Raw genomic sequence first — 22,103 nt, forward strand, 5'->3', positions numbered from 1 at the left:
AATATTTAATATAAGGAGAGCTTATATGATTGGAAAATTAGATTTATATCGTATATTTAACGTAGTTAGTCAAAATAAAAGTTTTTCTAAAGCAGCACAAGAGCTATATATGACACAATCTGCTGTAAGTCAGGCTATTTCTAAACTTGAAGAAGAATTAGAGACCCAGCTATTTTACCGAACATCAAAGGGAGTGATATTGACAAATGAGGGAAATATATTGAATGAGCATATAAATTCAGCTTTAGGAATTATTGATGTAGGAGAAAATAAAATATTAGAGTTTAAAACCTTAAAGACGGGACAATTGCGTATTGGAGTTGGAGATACTATTGCAAGATACTTTTTATTGCCTTATCTAGAGAAATTTCATTTAACATACCCTGGAATTAAATTAAATATACTAAATGGAACAACAACAGAAATATGTGATTTTATTAAGTCTGGAAAGGCAGATGTGGGAGTATGTAATTTGCCAATTTATGATGAACAACTTGAAGTTATTCCGTGTAAAGACATTCAAGATATTTTTGTCTGCGGAAAAAAGTATAAAAAAATAACTGAAAAACCAATTAGTTTAGAAGATTTAATGGAAATGCCTTTAATATTTTTAGAAAAAAAGTCAAATTCACGGATGTTTATAGAAAATTTTTTGAAAAAGAAAGGATTTCATTTTTCACCTGTATTTGAATTAGGATCGTATGATTTAGTTTTAGAACTTACAAAAATAAATCTTGGTATTTCTTGTGTTATAGAAGAATTCTCTCAAGATTACATAGAAAGAGGAGATTTATATAAAGTAGTATTAGAAGAGGAAATTCCTAAAAGAAGCATTGGTGTGTGCTATTTAAAAAATGTTTTATTATCACGTGCTGCTAAGAAGTTTGTGGAAAGTATAAAATAACTTTGAAGTGTTGGTTTGTTCTCAATTACAGAAGCTTACAAAAAGGACTCGCTTTTATAAGTTTTTGAAGTGAGTCCTTTTAATAAGCAATAGCTATTCAATCGTATTATGCAAGCATTGATTTAATAAACCACAAGTTTTTGCTATATCCAGAAATATGTCCTTCAAACATAGATACAACTTCAAAGTCATCAGCTTTATCTGCCGTATTTCTGATGTCAGTTGCTAAATTCTTCATAGTATTTAAATCTTCTTGAATTATTTTAATAACTTCATCGCTTGAAAAATCATTTTCATCCAATTCTTTTATAGATGCGTTTTGAACATAGTCGGATAATTTTACTAGAGGTTTCTCGCCTCTCATTTTTAAAAGTTCTGCTACTTCATCATATTTTTCAAAAAAGTCATTATATAAAGTCTCTGTGAATTGATGGATTTCCATAAAGTGTATTCCTTTAACGTTCCAATGTAAGTTATGAAGCTTTGCGTTTAAAACAGCTAAATTAGATAAATATTCGTTTAATTTTTTACAATCCATTCGAATCCTCCTTTGTTTAAATAAATATTTAACAATAATATTATTTCCACAAGACTAAATAAAAAATGTGCTAAAAAAGCCTGGGATCTTTATTCTAAACTATTTTTAGCAGTAGTTGTCCATTGATTGTTAGTAGCAGTCTTTTTTTCTTTTTTTTCATCACTAGAATTTTTTAATCCATGTTGAGGTAATGATGTCCATTCGTTATTAGTACTAGATTTAAGTTTTTTCTTCATAGAAAAAGCCTCCTTTCTTTATAATATTGTTTGCATTAAAAGATTTTTAATTCTAATAGGAGGCTTTGTCTTTATGTTGTATTTATTTTTTGTTATAGCTTTTAAGAGGATTATTTATTTACTGACTGAAGTAGTCTTATATAATAATTAGCTTCTCTTGTTACGTGATCAGCTAAAAGAGGGGATATAAGAGATTTTATTTTACAAGCTAGTATTCCTTCTGTACCCTGTTTTTTAAAATTTTTAAGGTTTATAACAGCATTTAAATCTTTTTCTATTGTTTCAGGAGATGTTGGAGGCTTTAGTTTATCAAATTCCTTTGCAAAGACATCTGCTGTTTCAAAAAGTTTAACTTCTGAAGGATCTAGATATCCTCTAATAAATTGTGAGTGTTCCTTCATTATTCTATTCCAATTAATACCTGTTAATAGTGTTTTATTTATACTATCTGTATCTTCTCTATTTTCTAATTTTATGAGAAGCTTAGCAAAGAATTTGGTTTCTCCAATAATGTGGTGAAGCATAGAAGGATATATATAGCTAAAAACCCTGCAATTTAAAATATTAGTTAAAAGATTTTCTTTAAATGTAATGGCAGTATTCATTAAGTATAATGCTTTACGATTTAATGTACACACTTCGTGGAAGAGGTTAGCATTTTCCCTAGTTCTATATTTAGACCTTAATGCTAACTCTCTTTTTGTAATGTTCATATTTATAGGAATTCCTGTTAAAAGTTGAGTTTTCCATTCTGTATTCAGTGTAAGGTCGGTTACAAGTTCATCTGAAGATAATACTTCGTCACTAATTACACCTTGAGATAGTTGTACAGCCCTATCTAAGAGTAATTCAACATTGTTTTTCAAGCCAATAAGCTGATAGGTTATATTGATGTCTCTAGGAGGTAAAGAAACTGCTCCTAAAATGACGTGTTCTTTTACTAATCTTAAAAAGAAAAGATTTATCTCAAGTGAATGTCTTATATAATTTTCTCTTGATAACACGCTATTCCTCCTTGAAAATTTGCTTGATATTTAAGTATTGCACAATATATAAAATATTAAAATTCACAAAATATGTTACAGTTAAGGTGAATTATGGTGTATAAGAGAAAAGGTTAGGTGGAGAAAAATATGTTATAATAAATCATAATGTACAGTGTGTTTATCATCTAAAGGAGGTAACTATGAGAAGAGAATACGTAACTTTCCAAGGAAATTTACCTCTTACTATCAGTTTACAGGAAATAAGCCATTATCCACTTCATTGGCATAATTGCCTTGAAATAATATTTGTTTTAAAAGGAACAGTATTTGTCCAGATAGAATCTGAAATATATAATCTGAAAGAAAGAGAGATCGAAATAATAAATCCAGATGAACCTCATAAAATTTATTCTCAAGAGAAGAATAACAGAATACTTTTATTTAGAATGGATTTGGATTTCTTTGAAAAATATTATAGTGATGTTAAAGATATTTACTTTTATACAGATTCGTCAAGAGAAGGAGTACAGCAAAAAGAAAAGTATCAGGTCCTTAGAAAATTTTTAGCTATACTTGCCTGCGAAGCTATTCAGCAAGGAGAAGATTATGATGAAGAAATAGAGAAACAAATGGTTAAATTATTATTTCATCTATTGAATAACTTTCATTATTTAATATATGATGAAGAAGACTTAAAAGAGAATGAAATACAGTTTGAGAGATATCATAGGATATCAAAGTTTATATATAATAATTACATGAAAAAAATAAGTCTTAAGGATATAGCTAAAAGAGAGTTTTTAAGCTCATACTATCTGTCTCATGAAATAAGGAATATGGCAGGTACAAACTTCAAAGATTTTTTAAACTCTACAAGAGTTCATGAATCCGTAAAGCTTTTATTAGATACGGAAAAGACTATATCTGAAATTTCAGAAGAAGTAGGTTTTTCTCATACTCGTTATTATAATAAGTATTTTAAAATGTATTATAAAATGACACCTCTTCAATATAGAAAGAAAAATTATCTGCCTGAGAAAAAATATGAATCTTCTAAGAAATATACTGAAATAGATATAGAGGAGGCTATTGAGTACATTGCTCCTTATCTTGAAGATTATGATAGATTTAATTATGAAAAGGAGATAATTAAGATTGAGGTTGATGTATCAGAGAGTTTAGGAAAACTAAACGGCTATTGGAAAGAAATTATCAATCTCGGAGATGCTATAGAGCTATTGAAGGATAAAGAGCAGAGCTTCGTTGAAAATATTCAAAGAAATATAGGATTTAAGTATGGAATAGTACAATATTTATTTCGCAAAGATATGAAAATTTATTTTAATGAAAATGTAGATTTTCTCAATTGGAATGAAGTAGAAAAGCTTATGGAGTTTTTAGTGGACATTCAACTTATTCCTATAATAATTTTAGATAAGGTATTTGATGAAATAGATATGATCCTAAAACTTCTAGAAAGTTTTATACTATATTTTTCTGACTTATATGGTATCGATGAAGTTCGAACTTGGAAATTTAGAGCTGCAAAGGATCTTCCGAAGGAATATATTAAGCCTATTCAAGATATACTGAATAAGTATGAATTAGAAGATATAATAGAAGAACCTTTTGAAGATGATAACAGGGTGAATTTTATTTTTGATACTGCTTATATGGTGCCATTTATTATTCATAATTTTATAAATGAAAAAAGTGATATGCTATTTTTAAAAGCATATGATACTGTTGAGGAAAATTCAGTTATGAATAATGAGCTATTCTTTGGTTCTCAAGGGATAATCACTTTACATGGCATTAGAAAGGCTTCCTATTATGCTTATTACTTTTTATCAAAATTAGGAGATACATTAATAAAAAAAGGCGATGGATATATTGTAACTTCTAATGAGGATAGCTATCAAATTCTTCTCTATAGTTTTAGTGAAGACCTAAATGAGCTAATAGATATAGAGTATTTAACTAAGAAAAGAGGAGAAAAGAATGTAAAGGAAATAGAAATTTCTCTGTCTTTAAGAAATTTGCAGCACGACTATAAAATAACCTTATATGAAATTGGAGAAAAAGTAGGTTCATCTTTTAATAATTGGATCTCCATGGGTAGACCAAGAAGACTTAGTTATGAAGAGATGAAGGTTTTATACAGCATTTCTCAACCAAGAATATCTTTAGGTTTTGCAAAAAAGAAGCCAATTTCTAACATAATATCTAAGATAGAAGGGTATGGAGCGGTGCTAATCACCCTTCAAAAAGTACAAAAACACCTTTTTTAAGGTGCTTTTTTGCTATTTTATAAAATTACAACTTATTAAATTGGGCAAGTTTGTACTTTTTGTTCAGCAAAGCTGTGAATGCGAAGCCTCTTTACAAACCCTATAATAAATATAGGAAGAATAAGTTTTGAGGTGAAAAATCATGCTGACCGATAAAAATACAGCAAGAGAAAATAAAGAATTTTTAAAAGAGAATATAGGCAGATTATTACTTAAATTTGCAATACCAGTTATACTTTCTATGTTAGTAACTGAAATGTATAATATGGTAGACTCCTTATTTGTAGGGCAATTTGTAGGAGCAAAAGGACTAGGGGCATTGACTATAGCTTTTCCGGTACAAAGACTATTTTCATCTCTGGCTATGTTGGTTGCTATAGGAACATCCACAGCAATATCAAGGAATCTTGGAGAAAATGATTATTCAAAAGTTAGGAAGATAGTTCCCAATGCAATTATAGTTCTTGTAGCTATAATGGTATTTTTTATATTAACTATATTAATTTTTAATCATGATGTAATTATAAAGCTAGGTTCTAGTGATAATATATTTCCATATGCTAAAACTTATATAAACATTATACTTCTAGGAGTAGTATTTCAAGGCCTAAGTATTTTAATGTCATATATATTAACTTCTTTTGGAGAAGCCAAGGTAATTTTAGTTAGCACATCCATTGGTGCAATATTCAATTTTATCATAGACTATTTATTAGTGGTAATATTTAATTTTGGGATTGGCGGAGCTGCAATTGCAACAGTTATATCCCAAATAGTTGCTTTTGTATATACATTAATGAAGTTCTTGAAGATTAAAAAAGAAATGAATTTAAAGTTTGAAGTAGAAATAGATAAGAATATATATAAGGAGATTATATATGTTGGCTTCTCAACATTTATTGTTGAAGTATCAGATGCAGTGGTTGCAGTATTTTTAAATAAGATTCTTTTAGAAATTGGTGGAGATGGTGCTATTGTTGCTTTAGGACTTATAACTAGGGTTTCTATGTTTTTATTCATAACTGTAATAGGAATAAGTTCTGCTATGCAGCCCATAGCGGCTTATAACTTTGGAGCTGGAAGCAATGATAGAGTTAAGAAGATAGTTAAGCTCTCAGTTAAAACTGTTACTATAAGCTCAATAATACTATGGGCAGCTGCTATGATATTTGCAAAACAGATGATTGGTATTTTTGTAAATGATGCTGAAATCATAAAATATACTGCAAGAGCGTTTAGAATAGTGATTTTATTATTTCCATTCATAGGAACATATTATGTAGCTATATATTATTATCAAGCTATGGGTATGGCAAGACTATCACTGTTGCTTTCTATATTTAGACAAATCATAATTTTCATACCTATAGTTTACATTATGGTATACTGGCTAGAGCTTGGGGTATTAGGAGCATGGATTTCATATCCTATTTCTGATATTATATCTTTTGGAATTTCGCTAATCTATATTAAGTGCTATCAAGTAGAGGATATAGTAGAGGAGAAAGTAAACGCAAAAAGAGGAGCAATTATAACATAGCATGTTTTGTCAACTGTTTTATTAAAAAGTTTTCTATTGCATTTTACTTAATATTTGATATAATAATTTACGAAAGAAGTAAGTGATATTAAGTGAATTAAGTGTCTGGAATATTTGTGGAGCTCTTATTTTGAACCTACATTATAGAAAAGGGAGTTCAATATTTAAATGTGGATAGGACTATAAGACCAATTTAAGGCAAGTACTAAGAAGCATTTGTGAGAACACCCACCTATCGGAGAGATAGGTGTCAAGATCAGAGCAGCGGTATTTCGGATTTATAATGAGAAAATGTTTAAGGTTGCTAGCAAGTAAATTTGTTAGTAACCTTTTTGCTTTTATATAAATGAAGAATTATCTAAAGAGAACATTTTAAGAGGTTTATTTTTAACTCTTAGATGACGAAAATTGAAATATCAGTAACAAATTTTATGGTAAAAGGTGGATTGAAAAATGAATTGGATTGAGTCAATAAAAAATTATAATCCTTATAATGAGCAAGAAAAAAAAGACAAGGAGATAATTCTAGAGTGCATAAATAAGTTTTATAATGTTTTAACTAGGGATAATAAAGTAGCCCATATAACAAGTTCTGCATTTGTAGTAAATAAAACAAGAGATAAAGCTTTGATGGTATATCATAACATATATAATTCATGGTCTTGGACAGGTGGACATGCAGATGGAGAAAAGGATTTATTAGCTGTTGCTCTCAGGGAAGTTGAAGAAGAGACAGGTGTAAAAAATCTTATGCCTATAAGTGAAAAAATTTTTTCATTAGATGTATTACCAGTAATAGGCCATGTAAAAAGGGGAGAATATGTGTCATCACATCTACACTTGTCAGTGGCTTATCTAGTTGAAGGAGATGAAAGTGAGAAACTTATAGTTAAAGCTGATGAAAATAGTGGAGTTAAATGGATGCCTATAGATGGGATAAATAAGTGGTGTAATGAAGAGCACATGAAAAAAGTATATGAAAAGATAGTATGTAAAATGAATGATTGTTAAGAAGAAATCTATATTTAGAAAATAAAGCTTTATTGAGAAATACTCTCATTTATAAAGAATTAAAAGAATAGATTTCGTCAAGCAAGGCAAATGGTAAATCATGGGGACTTTACTGTAAATGGCATTAAGCAAATGTGCCTTCTTATGCTGTTAAGATAGGGGATAAAATTGCTTTAAAGGAAAGTTCAAGAAAGATAGAAGTTTTTAGGAATAACTTCTAACAATTTTTTATAAAGAAAAACAAATCGTTATAAGTTAATAATATTTTTTTGTGTGCATAATTAAAATAAGGTATAATAATTTAGTATGGAATATTTTGTATAACATTATGATTAAGATAATGTTTTTATGGAGGGATTATATGAGTGTACATATAGGAGCAAAAGAAAATCAAATAGCAGAAACAGTATTATTGCCAGGAGATCCATTAAGGGCAAAATTCATAGCAGAGACTTTCTTAGAAAATCCAATTTGTTATAATAAAGTTCGGGGAATGTATGGATATACAGGTTTATATAAAGGAAAGAAGGTTTCAGTTCAAGGTACAGGTATGGGTATACCATCAATATCTATCTATACTAATGAACTTATTGAGAGTTATGGGGTTAAAAATTTAATAAGAATAGGAACTTGTGGTTCTATACAAGGAAATGTTAAGATAAGGGATATTATACTGGCAGCTGGAGCATCAACTAACTCTTCAGTTAATAAAATGCGTTTTAAAGGCATGGATTTTTCCCCTATAGCTAGTTTTGAACTCTTAAGAAGAGCTTATGATATTGCGAAAGATAAAGGAATTGAGCCTAAAGTAGGAAATGTTCTAAGCACTGATTTGTTCTATAATGATGATTCAGAAGCATGGAAGTTATGGGCACAGTATGGAGTGTTAGGAGTAGAAATGGAAGCAGCAGGCTTATACACTCTTGCAGCTAAGTACGGAGTTAATGCACTTACAATACTAACAGTAAGCGACAGTTTGGTGACAGGAGAAGAAACATCAGCACAAGAAAGACAAACAACTTTTACAAAAATGATAGAAATCGCATTAGAGCTTGCATAAAAATTTAAGTAAAGTACCTAAAGAAAAATGCTGTGCATTTTTCTTTTTTCTTAAAGGTGGTGATACAATGCTTAACAAAAAATATAAAATAGAAAATTTCAAAGTTTTGGGTAGGATGTTTTACAGAGAAAGAAAAATAGACAAAGCTCTAGAATACTATAATAAGGCTTATAATACTAAAGAAGGGAAAAAGGATACTGAACTGCTTTTAGACATGGCACTTATATATGATGAGCTTGAAAAATATGATTTAGCTAGAGAAAAATACAAGGAAATACTAGAAGTAGACCCTGAAGATGAAAGGGCTTATTATGGATTGGCTGTTACATATGATAACAACCGTGAATTTCATAAAGCTATAAAATATTATGAAAAAGCTATTGAAATAAATCCTAATTATAACAGAGCTTATTTCTTTCTTGCAGGGGCTTATGATGAGATTGGAAATAAAGATAAAGCTATATATAATTATAAAAAAGTAATATCAATGAATGATAAGGATTTTTGGGCATACAATAATCTGGGAGCTATATACGAAGAATTAGGGAAATATGAATTAGCACTTGAGATGTTTGAAGAGAGTTTAAAAATTGATCCTTATCATTATAAGGTTCTTTTTAATAAGGCTGTTGTCCTGGTTAAGATGGGAAAAGTTGAAGAAGGAATAAAATATTATAAGGCATCTATAGAGGAAAATCCAAATTATCCTTATTCTTATCTAAATTTAGGAGTTATTCATATAGAAAAAGGAGATTATAAAAAGGCCATTTGTATTATAAGTGAAGGAATTAAAAACAATTTAGATGCGGGATTTTTATACTATAATAGAGCTTGTTGTTATGTAAAAATTAATGAATTATCAAAGGCTTTAGAAGATTTACAGGAAGCAATAAGACTGTATCCTAAGTTCATAGAATATATAGAAAAAGATGATGAACTAAAGGAAGTAGTAAAACTTGAAGAATATAAAAAGTTAATAAAGTCAATAGTAGACACCTATAAATATTAAAGCCATATGTGTCTACTTTTTATCAATAAAAATAATAAAATAACATGTCCCTTTTAAAAGCATTTATCATATATCATTAGTAGATAAGTGTTTATTAAAGGGGGGGCTGAGACATGACAGAAATAATTATACAATACGTTTTAGTTATTCTTTTAATTCTTGGATTAACTTATTTTGTATATTTGCTTAAAGATAAAGGAATAAGCCTAAAAGAAGACTATTATGGAATAACATATACAGTATTAAACTTTTTAACTAATGAGGAAGCTACTCCAGAAAATGTAAAGAAAATACTAAGAACTGCATCAAAAATAGTTAGCTACGTAGAGGCAGTTTATAAAGATGAAACAAATGATATAAAAGAGGAAAAAGCTTTAGTTTTACTTAGAGAAGCAATAGAACGTTTAGATTTTCAAAATGAAGTAGATGAGGAATCATTAAGGTATATAATAAGGCTATGTGCTAGCATAATGCCTGCAACGCATAAAGATGAAAATGTTGGCGATAAAGAATAAGAAATTTGAAATGGTATACATTTATTGTATACCATTATTTAATGATAAAATAAAGTGTTAGTTTGTATAAATGAACTCTATAATATCAATTTGAGAGATAAAAAACAAAATTTCCTTGTAATGAGTTAGGAAAAAAGATACAATATAATATAGCTATTGATAAGAACATATGTTTCTATATTTGATTACTTATGAAAATCTATATATGGAGGAATATTATGCAGTTAAATGACAAAAAAAATAATTCTTATGATGTTACAGATTTAACCTCCCTAGAAAAGTTAGAGCCAGTAAGGGTAAGACCAGGAATGTATATAGGTTCCACTGGTACAAAGGGATTACATCATTGCATATGGGAAATATTAGATAATTCTATAGATGAAGTAGCCAACGGATATGGAAGTAAAGTGATTGTAATTTTAAATAAAGATAAAAGTGTTACAGTAATAGATGATGGAAGAGGTATCCCTACGGGTATACATCCTATAAAGAAAAAGTCTGGAGTAGAAATGGTATTTACGGAACTTCATACAGGAGGTAAGTTTAATAACAGTAATTATAAAACATCTGGAGGACTTCATGGAGTAGGTGCTGCTGTTGTAAACGCTTTGTCAGAATGGCTTGAAGTTGAAGTTTATCAAAAGGGTAATGTGTATCGTCAAAGGTTTGAATATGCAGAGGACAAAGATTTAAAAAAGAAAATGCCCGGAACTCCAGTTACACCTTTAGAGATAGTAGCACATACAGAGAAGACAGGAACAAAAGTAACTTTTAAACCTAGCAAAGAGGTTTTTAGCACTACAGATTTTAAATTCGACATTATAGATGAGAGACTTCAAGAATTAGCATTCCAAAACAAAGGTATAACTTTAATGTTAAGGGATGAGAGAAAAGAAGAGGTAATAGAAAAGAAGTATCACTCAGAGAGAGGACTTTTAGATTTCATTGAGTATCTAAATGAAAGTAAAATACCTATACATAAGAACCCTATAATATTTGAAGGAGAAAGGCAAATCGGAGATATTAGAGTTTATGGTGAAGTTTGTATTCAATTTACAGATTCTACTACAGAAAATGTAGCGAGTTATGTAAACAATATACCAACCACAGAAGCAGGGACTCATGAGACCGGTTTTAAGACAGGTATGACAAGAGCATTCAAGGATTGGGCAAAAAAGCTAAATATTATAAAGGAAAAGGATAAAGGCTTTGAAGGAGACGACTTAAGAGAGGGAATGACTGCTATTTTAAGAGTAAAAATAAGCAATCCTATATTTGAAGGCCAAACCAAGACTAAGCTTTGTAATAATGAAGCTTATACCGTTATGAATGAAATAAGTTATGCAAAAATAAGTGAATGGATTGAAGATAACAAGGAGATAGCAACTCAGATAATAAATAATGCAGTGTACGCTGCAGCTAGAAGAGAAAAAATAAAGAAAATAAATGAAGCAGAAAAGAAAAAAATAGGTAAAGGAACAGCTCCTTTAGCAGGGAAAATAGCTGTGTGCACTTTGAGAAAACCAGAATTATGTGAATTTATAGTGGTAGAGGGAGATTCTGCTGGAGGAAGTGCAAAGCAGGCAAGAGATAGAAGATTTCAAACCATTATGCCTTCTAAAGGAAAAATTATGAATACTGAAAAGCAGAAGTTGGAAAATGTATTAGCTAGTGAAGAACTAAAACTTTTTAATGCAGCTATAGGTACAGGAGTCTTAGAAAATTATAGGGAAGAAGATCTAAAATATAATAAAATAATAATTTTAAGTGACGCAGATGTGGATGGGTATCACATTCGTACCCTATGGATTACATATATCTATAGGTACATGAGACAACTTATAACAAATGGACATTTATATATGGCACTTCCACCTTTATATAAGGTATATAAAAATGGCAAAAAAGGAGAAATAAAAAAATATGCCTACAGTGATGAGGAATTAGAGGCTGTTAAAAAGGAAATAGGTAAAGGAGCATTAATTCAAAGGTATAAGGGACTTGGGGAGATGAACCCTGATCAACTTTGGGAGACTACCTTAAATCCTGAAACTAGAACTTTGCAGCAAATAACTATTGATGACGCTGCAAAAGCAGAAAAAATGATATCTTTACTTATGGGAGATGTGGTAGAGCCTAGGAGAAATTACATGTATAAGTATGCAGAATTTTAATGTACTTAAGGCTACGGAAAGGATTGAATTAATATGGCGAAAAAAAACATAGAAATTCCAGTAGATAATAATATAATAAAGGCTCCATTATCAGAAGTTATGCCGGATAATTATCTTCCATATGCTGTGGAAGTTGCAAAGGAAAGAGCTCTTCCTGATGTAAGGGATGGACTAAAGCCTGTCCATAGAAGAATTTTATATGGAGCGTATAAGCTAAAGGCAACTCCAGATAAGCCTTATTATAAATCTGCTAGAATTGTTGGAGATATATTAGGAAAATACCATCCTCATGGAGATACTTCTGTATATGATGCTATGGTTATTTTGGCACAAGATTTTACAACTAGAGTACCACTTATTGATGGACATGGTAACTGGGGAAGTATAGATGGAGACAGTGCAGCTGCTATGCGTTATACAGAGGCTAGACTTACTAATGCAGCTATGGAAATGTTAAAAGACATAGATAAAAATGTAGTGGATATGGTAAACAATTATTCTGATACAGAACTAGAACCAAAAGTGCTTCCTGCTAGATTTCCTAACCTTCTTGTAAATGGAGCTTTTGGTATAGCTGTAGGTCTTGCAACTAATATACCGCCTCATAACTTACGAGAAACCATTGATGCTACTATAGCATGTATAGATAAAAGTGATATAACAACAAAAGAGATTATGAATTATATAAAAGGACCTGATTTACCTACAGGTGGAATAATTATAGGAGAAAAAGCACTACTTTCTGCCTATGAAACAGGAGAAGGGAAGGTCACTTTAAGAGCTAAGACTAGTATAGAAAAACTTGAAAATGATAGATACGGTATAGTTATAAGCGAATTTCCATATAGAAAAAATAAGGCAAAGATATTACAGTCTATATCTGAGATGACTGCTGATAAAAAACATTCAAAAGCATTAGAGGCTATAACAGATATTAGAGATGAGTCTGATAGAAATGGAATAAGAGCAGTTATAGAATTTAAAAAGAGTGCAGATAGGGATGTTGTAGAGAAGGTATTAAAATATTTATTCAAAAAAACAGAACTTCAATGTAACATAAGTTTTAACATGGTAGCTATAGCTAATGGTAAACCAGAAACTTTGGGTTTAAAGAAGATATTAGAGCACTATATAAAACATCAGAAGGATATTATAACTAGAAGAACTAAAAGAGAATTAGAAATAGCTAAAAATAGATTTCATATTGTAGAAGGATTCATAAGGGCTATAGATATAATAGATGAAATAATAGCGACTATTAGGGCTTCTAAGTCAAAAAAGGATTCAGAACAAAATATAATAAATAAATTTGGATTTACAGAACCTCAAGCTGAAGCTATTGTAGAGCTTATGCTTTATAAACTATCTGGTCTTGAGATTAAAGTTCTTGAAAAAGAATATAAAACTTTACAAAAACAAATCAAAGCTTTAGAAAAAATATTAGCAAGTGAAAAAGAATTACTTAAGATAGTTAAAAAAGAGCTCATTGAAATAAAGGAAAAATACGGAGATGATAGAAGAACCCAGATAATACATAATGATGAGGAAGCAAAAATCGAAGTAGAAGACATTATTTTAGACGAAGATATTGTGATTACTATTTCTAACGATGGGTATGCAAAAAGGGTATCAGATAAATATTATAAAAGGGTGAATCCTAAGGAAGAAGATATAGAGTATAGAGAAGGAGATTTTAATAAATATTTGATATCTTCAAACACGAAAGATATACTTATGATATTTACAGACGTGGGAAACTTATATCAACTAAGGTGCAGCAATCTCCCAGATATGAAGTGGAAGGAAAAAGGAGAAAGATTAGATGAGCTAATTAAGACCTTAGATTTAGAAAATGAAAATATAATCCAAGTTTTTGCTGTTCCTAAATTAGATAAGGATAAGAATTTTATATTTTTTACTGATAGAGGAATAATAAAAAAGAGCTCCTTAGATAAGTTTGAAACAAACTATTCTAAATTATTAGCTTTAAAACTAAAGGAAAATGAAAAACTTATAAACGTACAGCTGGCTGACAAGAATAGAATTGAGAAATATATAAATGTAAAAACTAAAATGGGATTAGAATTTACTGTAGAGGAGCCAAGAATAGAGAATAGCGATAGAAATATTTTAGGAACTCAAATATTTAATATTTCTAAAAAAGATAAGGTTGTAAATATAGAATATGTAGATGAGTTTGAAATAAAAAGTTTTGTAGTTAACATAGATAAAGGTGGTAATATAAAGATATCTAATAGAAGGGCTTATAAAACATCTATAGGATGTTTTTCAAATTCCTTAAGTAGATTACTTATATTTGGAGATAGGGGGAATGTTTATTCCATTCCATCTTATATAGTAGAGAACATACAAGATAATGACTTTGCATTAAATAAAATAGTAGATGAATTTAACCCTAAAGAAGAAAAGATTATAAGTATTTTTTCAATAATAGATTTCAACTCTCAAGATAGTATATATTTCTTTAGCAAATATGGATATGTGAAGAGGACAGCCTTAAAAGAGTTTGAAGGTGAGTATGACATTATAAAAGGATATAAATTAAAGTCTGATAATGATAGATTAATTAATGTTAAGTTAAGTCAGGATAATGTAGCTAAAGATATACTTCTTATAACAAAAGATGCTATGGGAATTAGATTTGGAGCTGACAGCATAAGCTATATGGGAAAAGTAGCCACAGGTGTTACAGGAATAAGTCTGAAAGAAAATGATGAAGTTATATTTGGAGAATTTATTGAAAGCAAACAAATTAAAGATGAAATAGCTTTGGATGGTGAAACTATAGATAGTATTTATTTAATTTCTAAAAATAGCTTACAAGAAAGTATTTTGCTCAAGGATATAAAACTGCAAAATAGGGCAGGAAGAGGTAAAAAGCTTATAAATTTAGATATTAATGATTATATTATTGAAGTTAAATAAGAAAAGCTTAGAAATAGAACCAAGTAAGGAAAGAGAATGCCTCTACTCGGTTCTATTTCTAAATACAAAGCATTTATTTAGTATAAAAGTTAATATGCCAACAGTTATAGAAGACAGGATTATTGAAATATTCATCCATAATATTTCTTGGAAGTTGAATATATTAAAGGTGGTAAATATTGTACAAAGTGTTGAATTTAAAAAAGTAGATATTCCTAAAATTGAAGCATATTTAAAATAAGAACCATTATTAGAGGAAAAAGTAAATTTTTTATTCCAAAAGTATCCATTAATAGAGTAAACTACAAAAGATATGCCATAAAATATATACATTGTAGGGCCAGAATATATTCCAGTTAAATAAGACAGAACATTGAGTATTATTAGATTTATAAGTACATTACTGCCGCCAATTAATCCGTATTTAACCAGTTCAATAAGTGTCTGATGCGTCTTTATGGTTTTTAAAGTCATTCCTACTCCTCCAATCTATCCATAAAATTATATCATAATTATAGAAAAAATTAGAAACATTTCTAAAGAGAAAAAAGTATAGTAAAATAGGCCTTGGAGGTAATCTGTATGAAAAAATATGTATTTAGTAATGGAATCAAAGTAAATTATGTCAAGAGAGAGGGAAACCTATCTTCATTTTGTATAGGTTTTAATGCTGGAGCTTTAGTTGAAGAAGAAGGAGAAATAGGTCTTGCTCATGCAGTAGAGCACATGCTTTTTAAGGGAACTAAAAAAAGAAATGAAAATGAAATAAATATAGAATGTGATGAAGTTTTTGGATTTCATAATGCTATGACTAATTATCCTTACGCTATATATTATGGAACTACTCTTTCGTCTGATTTTCAGAAGGGATTTGAATTATATTCAGATATTATTTTAAATCCTATTTTTCCAAAGGAAGGATTTAAAGAAGAAATGGATATAATCTTAGAGGAGCTAAAAGAATGGAAGGACGATCCATATCAAGATTGTGAAGACGAGCTCTTTTTTAATGCCTTTAATAAAAGGAGAATAAAAGAACTTATTATAGGTAAAGAGGAGAGCATAAAGGCTATAACCTTAGAGGATATAAAAAGATTTTATAATAAGCACTATGCACCATTGAATTGCGTAATTACTGTAGTCTCTTCTATAGAATATGAAGAAATAATTAAAATAATAGATAAATACTTTGGTAAATGGGAAAAAGAATATAACAACCATAGGAAAATTTTATATGAGACAAACAATAAAGGAATTTTTAATAAGATAAGAAAAGACTTGAATGGAGCAAAAATACAATATTGTTTTCCTATACACTATTTAAATGAAGAAGAAATAAATTTGCTTAAAGTATTTAATTCTAAATTTGGAGAAGGGACAAGCAGTATTCTTTATGATGAAGTAAGAACTAAAAATGGTTTGGTTTATGACATATCAAGCAGTATAAAAAATGAGAAAGGTATAAAGCTCTTTACTATTAAACTTGGAACTTCAGAAAAAAATATAGATAAATCCATAGAACTTATAAACAAAAACATTGAAAATGTAAAATCTTTAAAGGGGATTTTTAGTAATGAGATTATAAATAAAATAATAAAGAATATACAACTTAAAGAAGAATTAAGAGTAGAGCGATCCATCGAACTTTGCAAAAAAATTACTTCACATGAGATCATGTATAATCCTTATAATATAATTTCTCAGGAAATTATTGGAGATATAAATGAAGAAAAAATATTAAATGTGGTAAATAAGGTTTTGAAAGATCCAACAATACAAATACTAAGACCAGAATAGAATATTGATTTTGTATAAAGAAAGTGCATGGTAATTTTACTACTTTCCAAGTTATAAAAAATAGGCTGTGTTTGCAGAATTAATAAATATAAATTTTGTAAACATAGTTTTTATTTTTATGGACAAAATAATATTGACTTATAGTGCTATATGGATTAATATAATTATGAAATAACACCACCAGGGGGAGGGGGGTTGAAATGAATTTAGAAAAGAAGAAAGCAGAACAATATCTAAAAACTGCTAAAGGTCAAATAGATGGAATATTAAAAATGATAGAAGAAGGTAGGTATTGTATAGATATTTCAAATCAAATAATTGCTTCTCAAGCTCTGCTAAAAAAAGCTAATACAATGATTTTAAAGCAGCATTTAAATCATTGTGTTAAAGATGCTTTTTTGCATAATAAAGGGGAAGAAAAAGTTGAAGAGATAATATCTGTATTGGATAAACTAATGAAGTAATAAGGAGGTAGTTTTAATGGAAAAAACTCTTAACATAAAGGGAATGACTTGTGCAGCTTGTGCTAGGGCTGTTGAAAGAGCATCTAAAAAGATAGACGGAGTAAGTGAGGCAAATGTGAATCTTGCAACAGAAAAACTTCTCGTTAAGTATGATGAAAGATTAACATCTTTAGAAAATATAATAAATGCTATTGAAAAAGCAGGATATTCAGCAGAAGAAGAAAAAGGGCTCAAAGAAGTAACTATAAGTATTGGTGGAATGACTTGTTCAGCCTGTGCAAAAGCAGTGGAAAGAGCCACCAAAAAGCTGAATGGAGTAGAGAAATCAGAAGTAAACTTTGCTTCAGAAAAGCTTTATCTTCAATATAATCCATCTAAGATTAGGCTTTCTAAGATAAAAGAGGCTATAACGAAGGCAGGATATAAGGTTTTAGAAGAAGAAACTTCAATAGATTCAGATAGAGAGAGAAAAGAAAAAGAAATAAAAGAAATTTGGACTAACTTCATAGTGTCTGCTGTATTTACAGTACCACTTTTAATTATAACTATGGGTCATATGGCAGGTATGCATCTTCCAATGATTATAGATCCTATGCATAATCCTTTAAACTTTGCTTTGATTCAGATTATTTTAGTTATTCCATCATTGGCTGCTGGAAGAAGATTTTATAAGATAGGATTTAAAACCTTATTCAAAGGAAGTCCTAATATGGATTCTTTAATAGCCATAGGAACTAGTGCAGCAGTTTTATATGGAATATTTGCAACCTATCAAATAAGCAAAGGACACGATAAATATTCTATGGACTTATATTATGAATCTGCGGCTACTATAATAACACTAATACTCATGGGAAAATATTTAGAAGCTAAAACAAAGAGTAAAACTTCAGATACAATTAAAAAACTTATGGGACTTGCTCCTAAAAATGCTTTAATAATTCAAGACGGAAAAGAAGTTGAAATACCTATAGAAGAAGTAGAAGTAGGAGATATAATAGTAGTTAAGCCGGGTGAAAAAATACCGGTAGATGGAGTCATAATAGAGGGGACTTCCACTGTAGACGAATCTATGCTCACAGGTGAGAGTATTCCCGTTGATAAGAATGTAAATGATCAGGTATTTGGAGCTACTATAAATAAAAATGGTCTTATTAAATTTAAGGCAAACAAAGTAGGAAAGGATACAGTTCTTTCTCAAATAATAAAAATGGTTGAAAATGCTCAAGGATCTAAGGCACCTATAGCAAGACTTGCAGATGTTATATCTGGGTATTTTGTACCAGTTGTAATAGTGCTGGCTATAATATCAGGTTTGAGCTGGTATATTGCAGGTAGAGGAACAATTTTTTCTCTTACAATATTTATATCCGTTCTTGTAATAGCTTGTCCTTGTGCTTTAGGTTTAGCAACACCAACGGCTATTATGGTTGGTTCTGGTAAAGGTGCAGAAAATGGAGTACTTATAAAGGGAGGAGAAGCTTTAGAAACAGCTCATAAGATAAAAACAGTAGTTTTCGATAAAACTGGTACTATAACGGAAGGAAAACCTCAGGTTACTGATATAATTTCATTAAATGGTCTAAACGAAGATTATTTACTCCAAATTGCAGCTTCTGCAGAAAAAGGTTCAGAACATCCATTAGGAGAGTCCATAGTAAGATATGCAGAGGAAAAAAATCTAAGAGTTTTAAATACAACTTCTTTTAAGGCTATACCTGGCAAAGGGATAGAAGTAAATGTAGATAATAAAAAAGTTTTAATAGGAAATAAAAAGTTAATGGTAGAGAGAAATATGTACCTAGAAGAACTAGAAAAGCGATCAATAGATTTGACAAATGAAGGAAAAACTCTAATGTATGTAAGCATTGAAGGGAGATTATCAGGTTTAATTGCAGTAGCTGATGTGTTAAAAGAAAATAGCACAAGGGCTATTAAAAAACTTCATGAAATGGGAATTAGAACTGTAATGATTACAGGAGATAATAAAAGAACAGCAGAGGCTATTGCTAAAAAGGCTGGTATAGACGAGGTTTTAGCAGAAGTTATGCCGGAGGATAAGGCTGAAAACGTAAAAAAAATTCAAGAAAATGGAGATATAGTTGCCATGGTAGGAGATGGAATAAATGATGCTCCAGCTCTTGTCCAAGCTGATGTAGGAATTGCTATAGGTTCTGGTACAGATGTAGCTATAGAATCTGCAGATATAGTTCTTATGAAAAATGATATTCTAGATGTGGTAACTGCAATTCAGTTAAGCAAAGCAACTATAAGAAATATTAAGCAAAATCTTTTCTGGGCATTTGGGTATAATACTCTTGGAATACCTATAGCTGCAGGAGTCCTGGTGCTCTTTGGAGGGCCAAGATTAAATCCTATGATAGCAGCTGGGGCTATGAGTTTAAGTTCAGTATCTGTTCTTACAAATGCTTTAAGGTTGAAAGGATTTAAGCCTAATGTATAAAAAGTTAAAAATATTTAAATAGATATACAATATAAGGAGGAGTTTAATTATGAAAAAAAGATTAAATATTGACGGAATGTCTTGCAATCATTGCGTTATGCATGTAAAAAATGCTCTTATGGAAGTTGAAGGAGTAAAGAATGTTGAAGTTAATTTGGATAAGAAATTCGCTATGGTTGAAGGTGAAAATTTAGAAGATTCAAAGATGATATCAGCCGTAGAAGATGCAGGTTATGATGTACTAAGCATTGAAGAAGCTTAAAGAAAATGAGAATAGGAGAGGTTAACTCACTATTCTCATTTTCTTTTTTTCTTTTTCTTTCTCACTGAATATCCGAAGCTGCCTAAGGCGTTTTTAGAAAGACCAAAATATTCTCCATGAGAATAGCAAATAAGTTCGGCCTTATCAAAATGAATTTTATCTTTTTCGTCTATAAGGTCTTCTTCAACATGGACAGATAAAACTTCAGCCAAAAATAAATCATGGGAGCCTAAAGGAATGACACTTTTTAGTTTGCATTCAAGACAAATGGGACACTCATCTATGTAGGGAACAGAAATATTTTCACTCTCTCTTAACGTAAAATTAAGTTTTTTTACTTTATCTAAATTTCTTCCAGACCTAACTCCACAAAAATCTACTGCTTTAACAAGATTTTTAGAAGGAAGATTAACTACAAATTCAGAGGTTTCTTTTATATATTCATAAGATAATCTTTCAGGTCTTATGGCAACACTTATCATTGAAGGTTTAGTACAAGCAGTTCCAATCCATCCTACGGTGAATACGTTAACTTTTCCTTCTTTGTTTTTAGAAGTTATAAGTACAGCTGGAACTGGATTCAGCATAGCACTACCTTTAAAAGTTTTTTTAGTCATTATATCTCTCCTTATACCTTATTATATATGCTATAATTAGTTGTATGAATAAAACAATTATAACAGCTAAAGTTTAAAGTACGCAATATTGTACATTTATTATACATAATTTTTACTCAATTCCCTCAATGCCACTATATAAAAAAATGTTATTTGATACTATAATTAATTTATAAATTATCCATTAATTTAATATGGGAGGGGGAGAGAGATGCTATGGAGAAAAAAGAATTAGAATTATTAGAGAAAATTTTGAGAGAACTTCAAGATATAAAAGTGATAGTACAAGAAAATTTAGAAGATAACAAAATAGAAGTTGAAGAATAATATGCTTTCACCAATACATAGATTAAAAAGGCGAGTTATGAAAGTACTTGTTTTTTTTAATTTCTAAAGACGATAAAAATATAGAAGCAGTAGGAAGTAAGAATCCTACTGCTTCTACATCAGAGTGATTCGTAGTAATTTTTAAGAAGTAACGCATCTTTTTCTAATATAGGACTTTCGCATATAATACAACCCTTAATATCGAATTTGTGAAAAGCTTTAAGACAGTCTTTATAGTTGAAATCACTTTCCTCAAAAGGAAGATGATTTTTTTCACCTTTAGCTCCATAATTGATTCCAGATATATGTATATGCATATCCTTTAGGCTTTTTTCTCCTAGTTCGTTTCCAACATAATCTAAAATTTTAGCAAAATCATCATAGGTTTTCAATGAACCGTTGTACCTAGCATGAAGATGAGAAAAGTCTATACATAATTTACATGTTGGTACAGATTTGCAAAGTGCTACATTTTCTTCTAGGGAACCAAATTGTGTCCCTTTTCCTGTAGTTTCAAGCCTATAGTCTACACCTAAGTCTGGTAATCTTAGAAGATTTTCTTTTATAGTGTTAAAGGTCTCCTCCTTGCTATCCTTAAGATAAAATCCTGGATGGAAAATCAAACTTTTTCCTTCTACTTTTTTTAATCCTTCAGCTCCATTTATTATCCTTTCAATGGACTTATCTATTTTTTCTTCTTCATCTGCATTTAAGTTAATAAAGTAAGAGCCATGAGCAGAAAGATAAAAATTATTCTTTATCTTAGCATCTAGAACTTGATTCTTATTTTTGTCAGTAATATTAACAGAACGAACAAAGGGAAGTTCCATTGCGTCCAAGCCTAATTCTTTTAAATATTCAATTCCAGATTTGTAAGTAAATTTTTTTGTACCATCACCATTAGGAAGACCTGATATTCCAAATAATAAAGCGTCCATTATAAGCACCTCCAAAGAAGATTA

The 22,103-nt window shown here is 29.7% G+C and carries 19 protein-coding genes, 1 other RNA gene and 1 pseudogene; 15 read left to right on the top strand and 6 right to left on the bottom strand.

Features of this window, described 5'->3' with window-relative positions; genetic code table 11:
- Window positions 1-25 precede the first annotated feature (25 nt).
- Entirely contained in the window at window positions 26-904 is an 879-nt protein-coding gene (locus CPAL_RS01875; RefSeq protein ID WP_061857571.1) for a LysR family transcriptional regulator, read from the top strand.
- Between the two features lie 106 nt (window positions 905-1,010).
- Here the strand turns inward: CPAL_RS01875 and CPAL_RS01880 are convergent, their stop codons facing one another.
- The 3 genes from CPAL_RS01880 to CPAL_RS01885 all read right to left on the bottom strand — a co-directional run bounded on the left by CPAL_RS01880 (window position 1,011) and on the right by CPAL_RS01885 (window position 2,682).
- A complete protein-coding gene (locus CPAL_RS01880) occupies window positions 1,011-1,442 on the bottom strand; it encodes a Dps family protein (RefSeq protein WP_061857570.1) in 432 nt (143 codons plus the stop codon).
- An 89-nt stretch (window positions 1,443-1,531) separates the two neighbouring features.
- Window positions 1,532-1,678, bottom strand: coding sequence for a hypothetical protein (locus CPAL_RS13825; RefSeq protein ID WP_165815359.1), 147 nt, complete (start codon window positions 1,676-1,678; stop codon window positions 1,532-1,534).
- 110 nt (window positions 1,679-1,788) lie between these two features.
- Complete coding sequence (locus CPAL_RS01885; protein ID WP_061857569.1) at window positions 1,789-2,682, bottom strand: DUF2935 domain-containing protein; 894 nt, start codon at window positions 2,680-2,682, stop codon at window positions 1,789-1,791.
- 182 nt (window positions 2,683-2,864) lie between these two features.
- Between CPAL_RS01885 and CPAL_RS01890 the strand changes: the two genes are divergently transcribed.
- From CPAL_RS01890 to CPAL_RS01930, 10 genes and pseudogenes are all read left to right on the top strand, one after another.
- The gene (locus tag CPAL_RS01890; RefSeq protein WP_061857568.1) at window positions 2,865-4,955 is read left to right on the top strand and encodes a helix-turn-helix domain-containing protein; all 2,091 of its coding nucleotides are present in this window, start codon (window positions 2,865-2,867) and stop codon (window positions 4,953-4,955) included.
- A gap of 142 nt (window positions 4,956-5,097) precedes the next feature.
- Window positions 5,098-6,495 (top strand): MATE family efflux transporter, encoded by a 1,398-nt coding sequence (locus CPAL_RS01895; protein ID WP_061857567.1) that lies wholly within the window; start codon window positions 5,098-5,100, stop codon window positions 6,493-6,495.
- Window positions 6,496-6,594: 99 nt separating this feature from the next.
- Window positions 6,595-6,778, top strand: a non-coding RNA gene (ssrS, locus tag CPAL_RS01900) — 6S RNA.
- A 170-nt stretch (window positions 6,779-6,948) separates the two neighbouring features.
- A complete protein-coding gene (locus CPAL_RS01905) occupies window positions 6,949-7,506 on the top strand; it encodes an NUDIX hydrolase (protein WP_106024000.1) in 558 nt (185 codons plus the stop codon).
- A 75-nt stretch (window positions 7,507-7,581) separates the two neighbouring features.
- A pseudogene (locus tag CPAL_RS14055) lies at window positions 7,582-7,724 on the top strand (S4 domain-containing protein); the annotation flags it as partial.
- A 143-nt stretch (window positions 7,725-7,867) separates the two neighbouring features.
- Window positions 7,868-8,566, top strand: a complete 699-nt coding sequence (gene deoD / locus CPAL_RS01910; protein ID WP_106024001.1) for a purine-nucleoside phosphorylase — start codon at window positions 7,868-7,870, stop codon at window positions 8,564-8,566.
- Between the two features lie 67 nt (window positions 8,567-8,633).
- Window positions 8,634-9,575: a tetratricopeptide repeat protein gene (locus tag CPAL_RS01915; protein WP_061857564.1), complete on the top strand. Its 942-nt coding sequence runs from the start codon at window positions 8,634-8,636 to the stop codon at window positions 9,573-9,575.
- 113 nt (window positions 9,576-9,688) lie between these two features.
- Complete coding sequence (locus CPAL_RS01920) at window positions 9,689-10,090, top strand: hypothetical protein (protein WP_061857563.1); 402 nt, start codon at window positions 9,689-9,691, stop codon at window positions 10,088-10,090.
- Between the two features lie 218 nt (window positions 10,091-10,308).
- A complete protein-coding gene (locus tag CPAL_RS01925) occupies window positions 10,309-12,264 on the top strand; it encodes a DNA gyrase/topoisomerase IV subunit B (RefSeq protein WP_061857562.1) in 1,956 nt (651 codons plus the stop codon).
- A 33-nt stretch (window positions 12,265-12,297) separates the two neighbouring features.
- Window positions 12,298-15,210 carry a DNA topoisomerase IV subunit A gene (locus CPAL_RS01930; RefSeq protein ID WP_106024002.1) on the top strand — a complete coding sequence of 971 codons (2,913 nt, stop codon included), beginning with the start codon at window positions 12,298-12,300 and terminating at the stop codon, window positions 15,208-15,210.
- Between the two features lie 42 nt (window positions 15,211-15,252).
- Here the strand turns inward: CPAL_RS01930 and CPAL_RS01935 are convergent, their stop codons facing one another.
- The gene (locus tag CPAL_RS01935; RefSeq protein WP_082787814.1) at window positions 15,253-15,684 is read right to left on the bottom strand and encodes a GtrA family protein; all 432 of its coding nucleotides are present in this window, start codon (window positions 15,682-15,684) and stop codon (window positions 15,253-15,255) included.
- A gap of 108 nt (window positions 15,685-15,792) precedes the next feature.
- Here CPAL_RS01935 and CPAL_RS01940 point away from each other — a divergent pair, with 108 nt between their 5' ends.
- The 4 genes from CPAL_RS01940 (at window position 15,793) to CPAL_RS01955 (ending at window position 20,197) form a co-directional block, all read left to right on the top strand.
- Window positions 15,793-17,007, top strand: coding sequence for a M16 family metallopeptidase (locus tag CPAL_RS01940; RefSeq protein ID WP_061857559.1), 1,215 nt, complete (start codon window positions 15,793-15,795; stop codon window positions 17,005-17,007).
- A gap of 200 nt (window positions 17,008-17,207) precedes the next feature.
- Window positions 17,208-17,471, top strand: coding sequence for a metal-sensing transcriptional repressor (locus CPAL_RS01945; protein WP_061857558.1), 264 nt, complete (start codon window positions 17,208-17,210; stop codon window positions 17,469-17,471).
- A gap of 16 nt (window positions 17,472-17,487) precedes the next feature.
- Window positions 17,488-19,935, top strand: coding sequence for a heavy metal translocating P-type ATPase (locus tag CPAL_RS01950; protein WP_106024003.1), 2,448 nt, complete (start codon window positions 17,488-17,490; stop codon window positions 19,933-19,935).
- Between the two features lie 49 nt (window positions 19,936-19,984).
- Window positions 19,985-20,197 carry a CopZ family metallochaperone gene (locus tag CPAL_RS01955; RefSeq protein ID WP_106024004.1) on the top strand — a complete coding sequence of 71 codons (213 nt, stop codon included), beginning with the start codon at window positions 19,985-19,987 and terminating at the stop codon, window positions 20,195-20,197.
- 35 nt (window positions 20,198-20,232) lie between these two features.
- Here CPAL_RS01955 and CPAL_RS01960 read toward each other — a convergent pair whose 3' ends face one another.
- On the bottom strand, window positions 20,233-20,814 hold the full coding sequence (locus CPAL_RS01960) for a flavin reductase family protein (protein ID WP_106024005.1): 582 nt from the start codon (window positions 20,812-20,814) through the stop codon (window positions 20,233-20,235).
- 446 nt (window positions 20,815-21,260) lie between these two features.
- Window positions 21,261-22,079: a TIM barrel protein gene (locus tag CPAL_RS01965; RefSeq protein WP_106024006.1), complete on the bottom strand. Its 819-nt coding sequence runs from the start codon at window positions 22,077-22,079 to the stop codon at window positions 21,261-21,263.
- Between the last annotated feature and the right edge of the window lie 24 nt (window positions 22,080-22,103).

It is taken from the genome of Clostridium thermopalmarium DSM 5974 (genome assembly GCF_002995795.1).
Taxonomy (GTDB): domain Bacteria; phylum Bacillota; class Clostridia; order Clostridiales; family Clostridiaceae; genus Clostridium_H; species Clostridium_H thermopalmarium.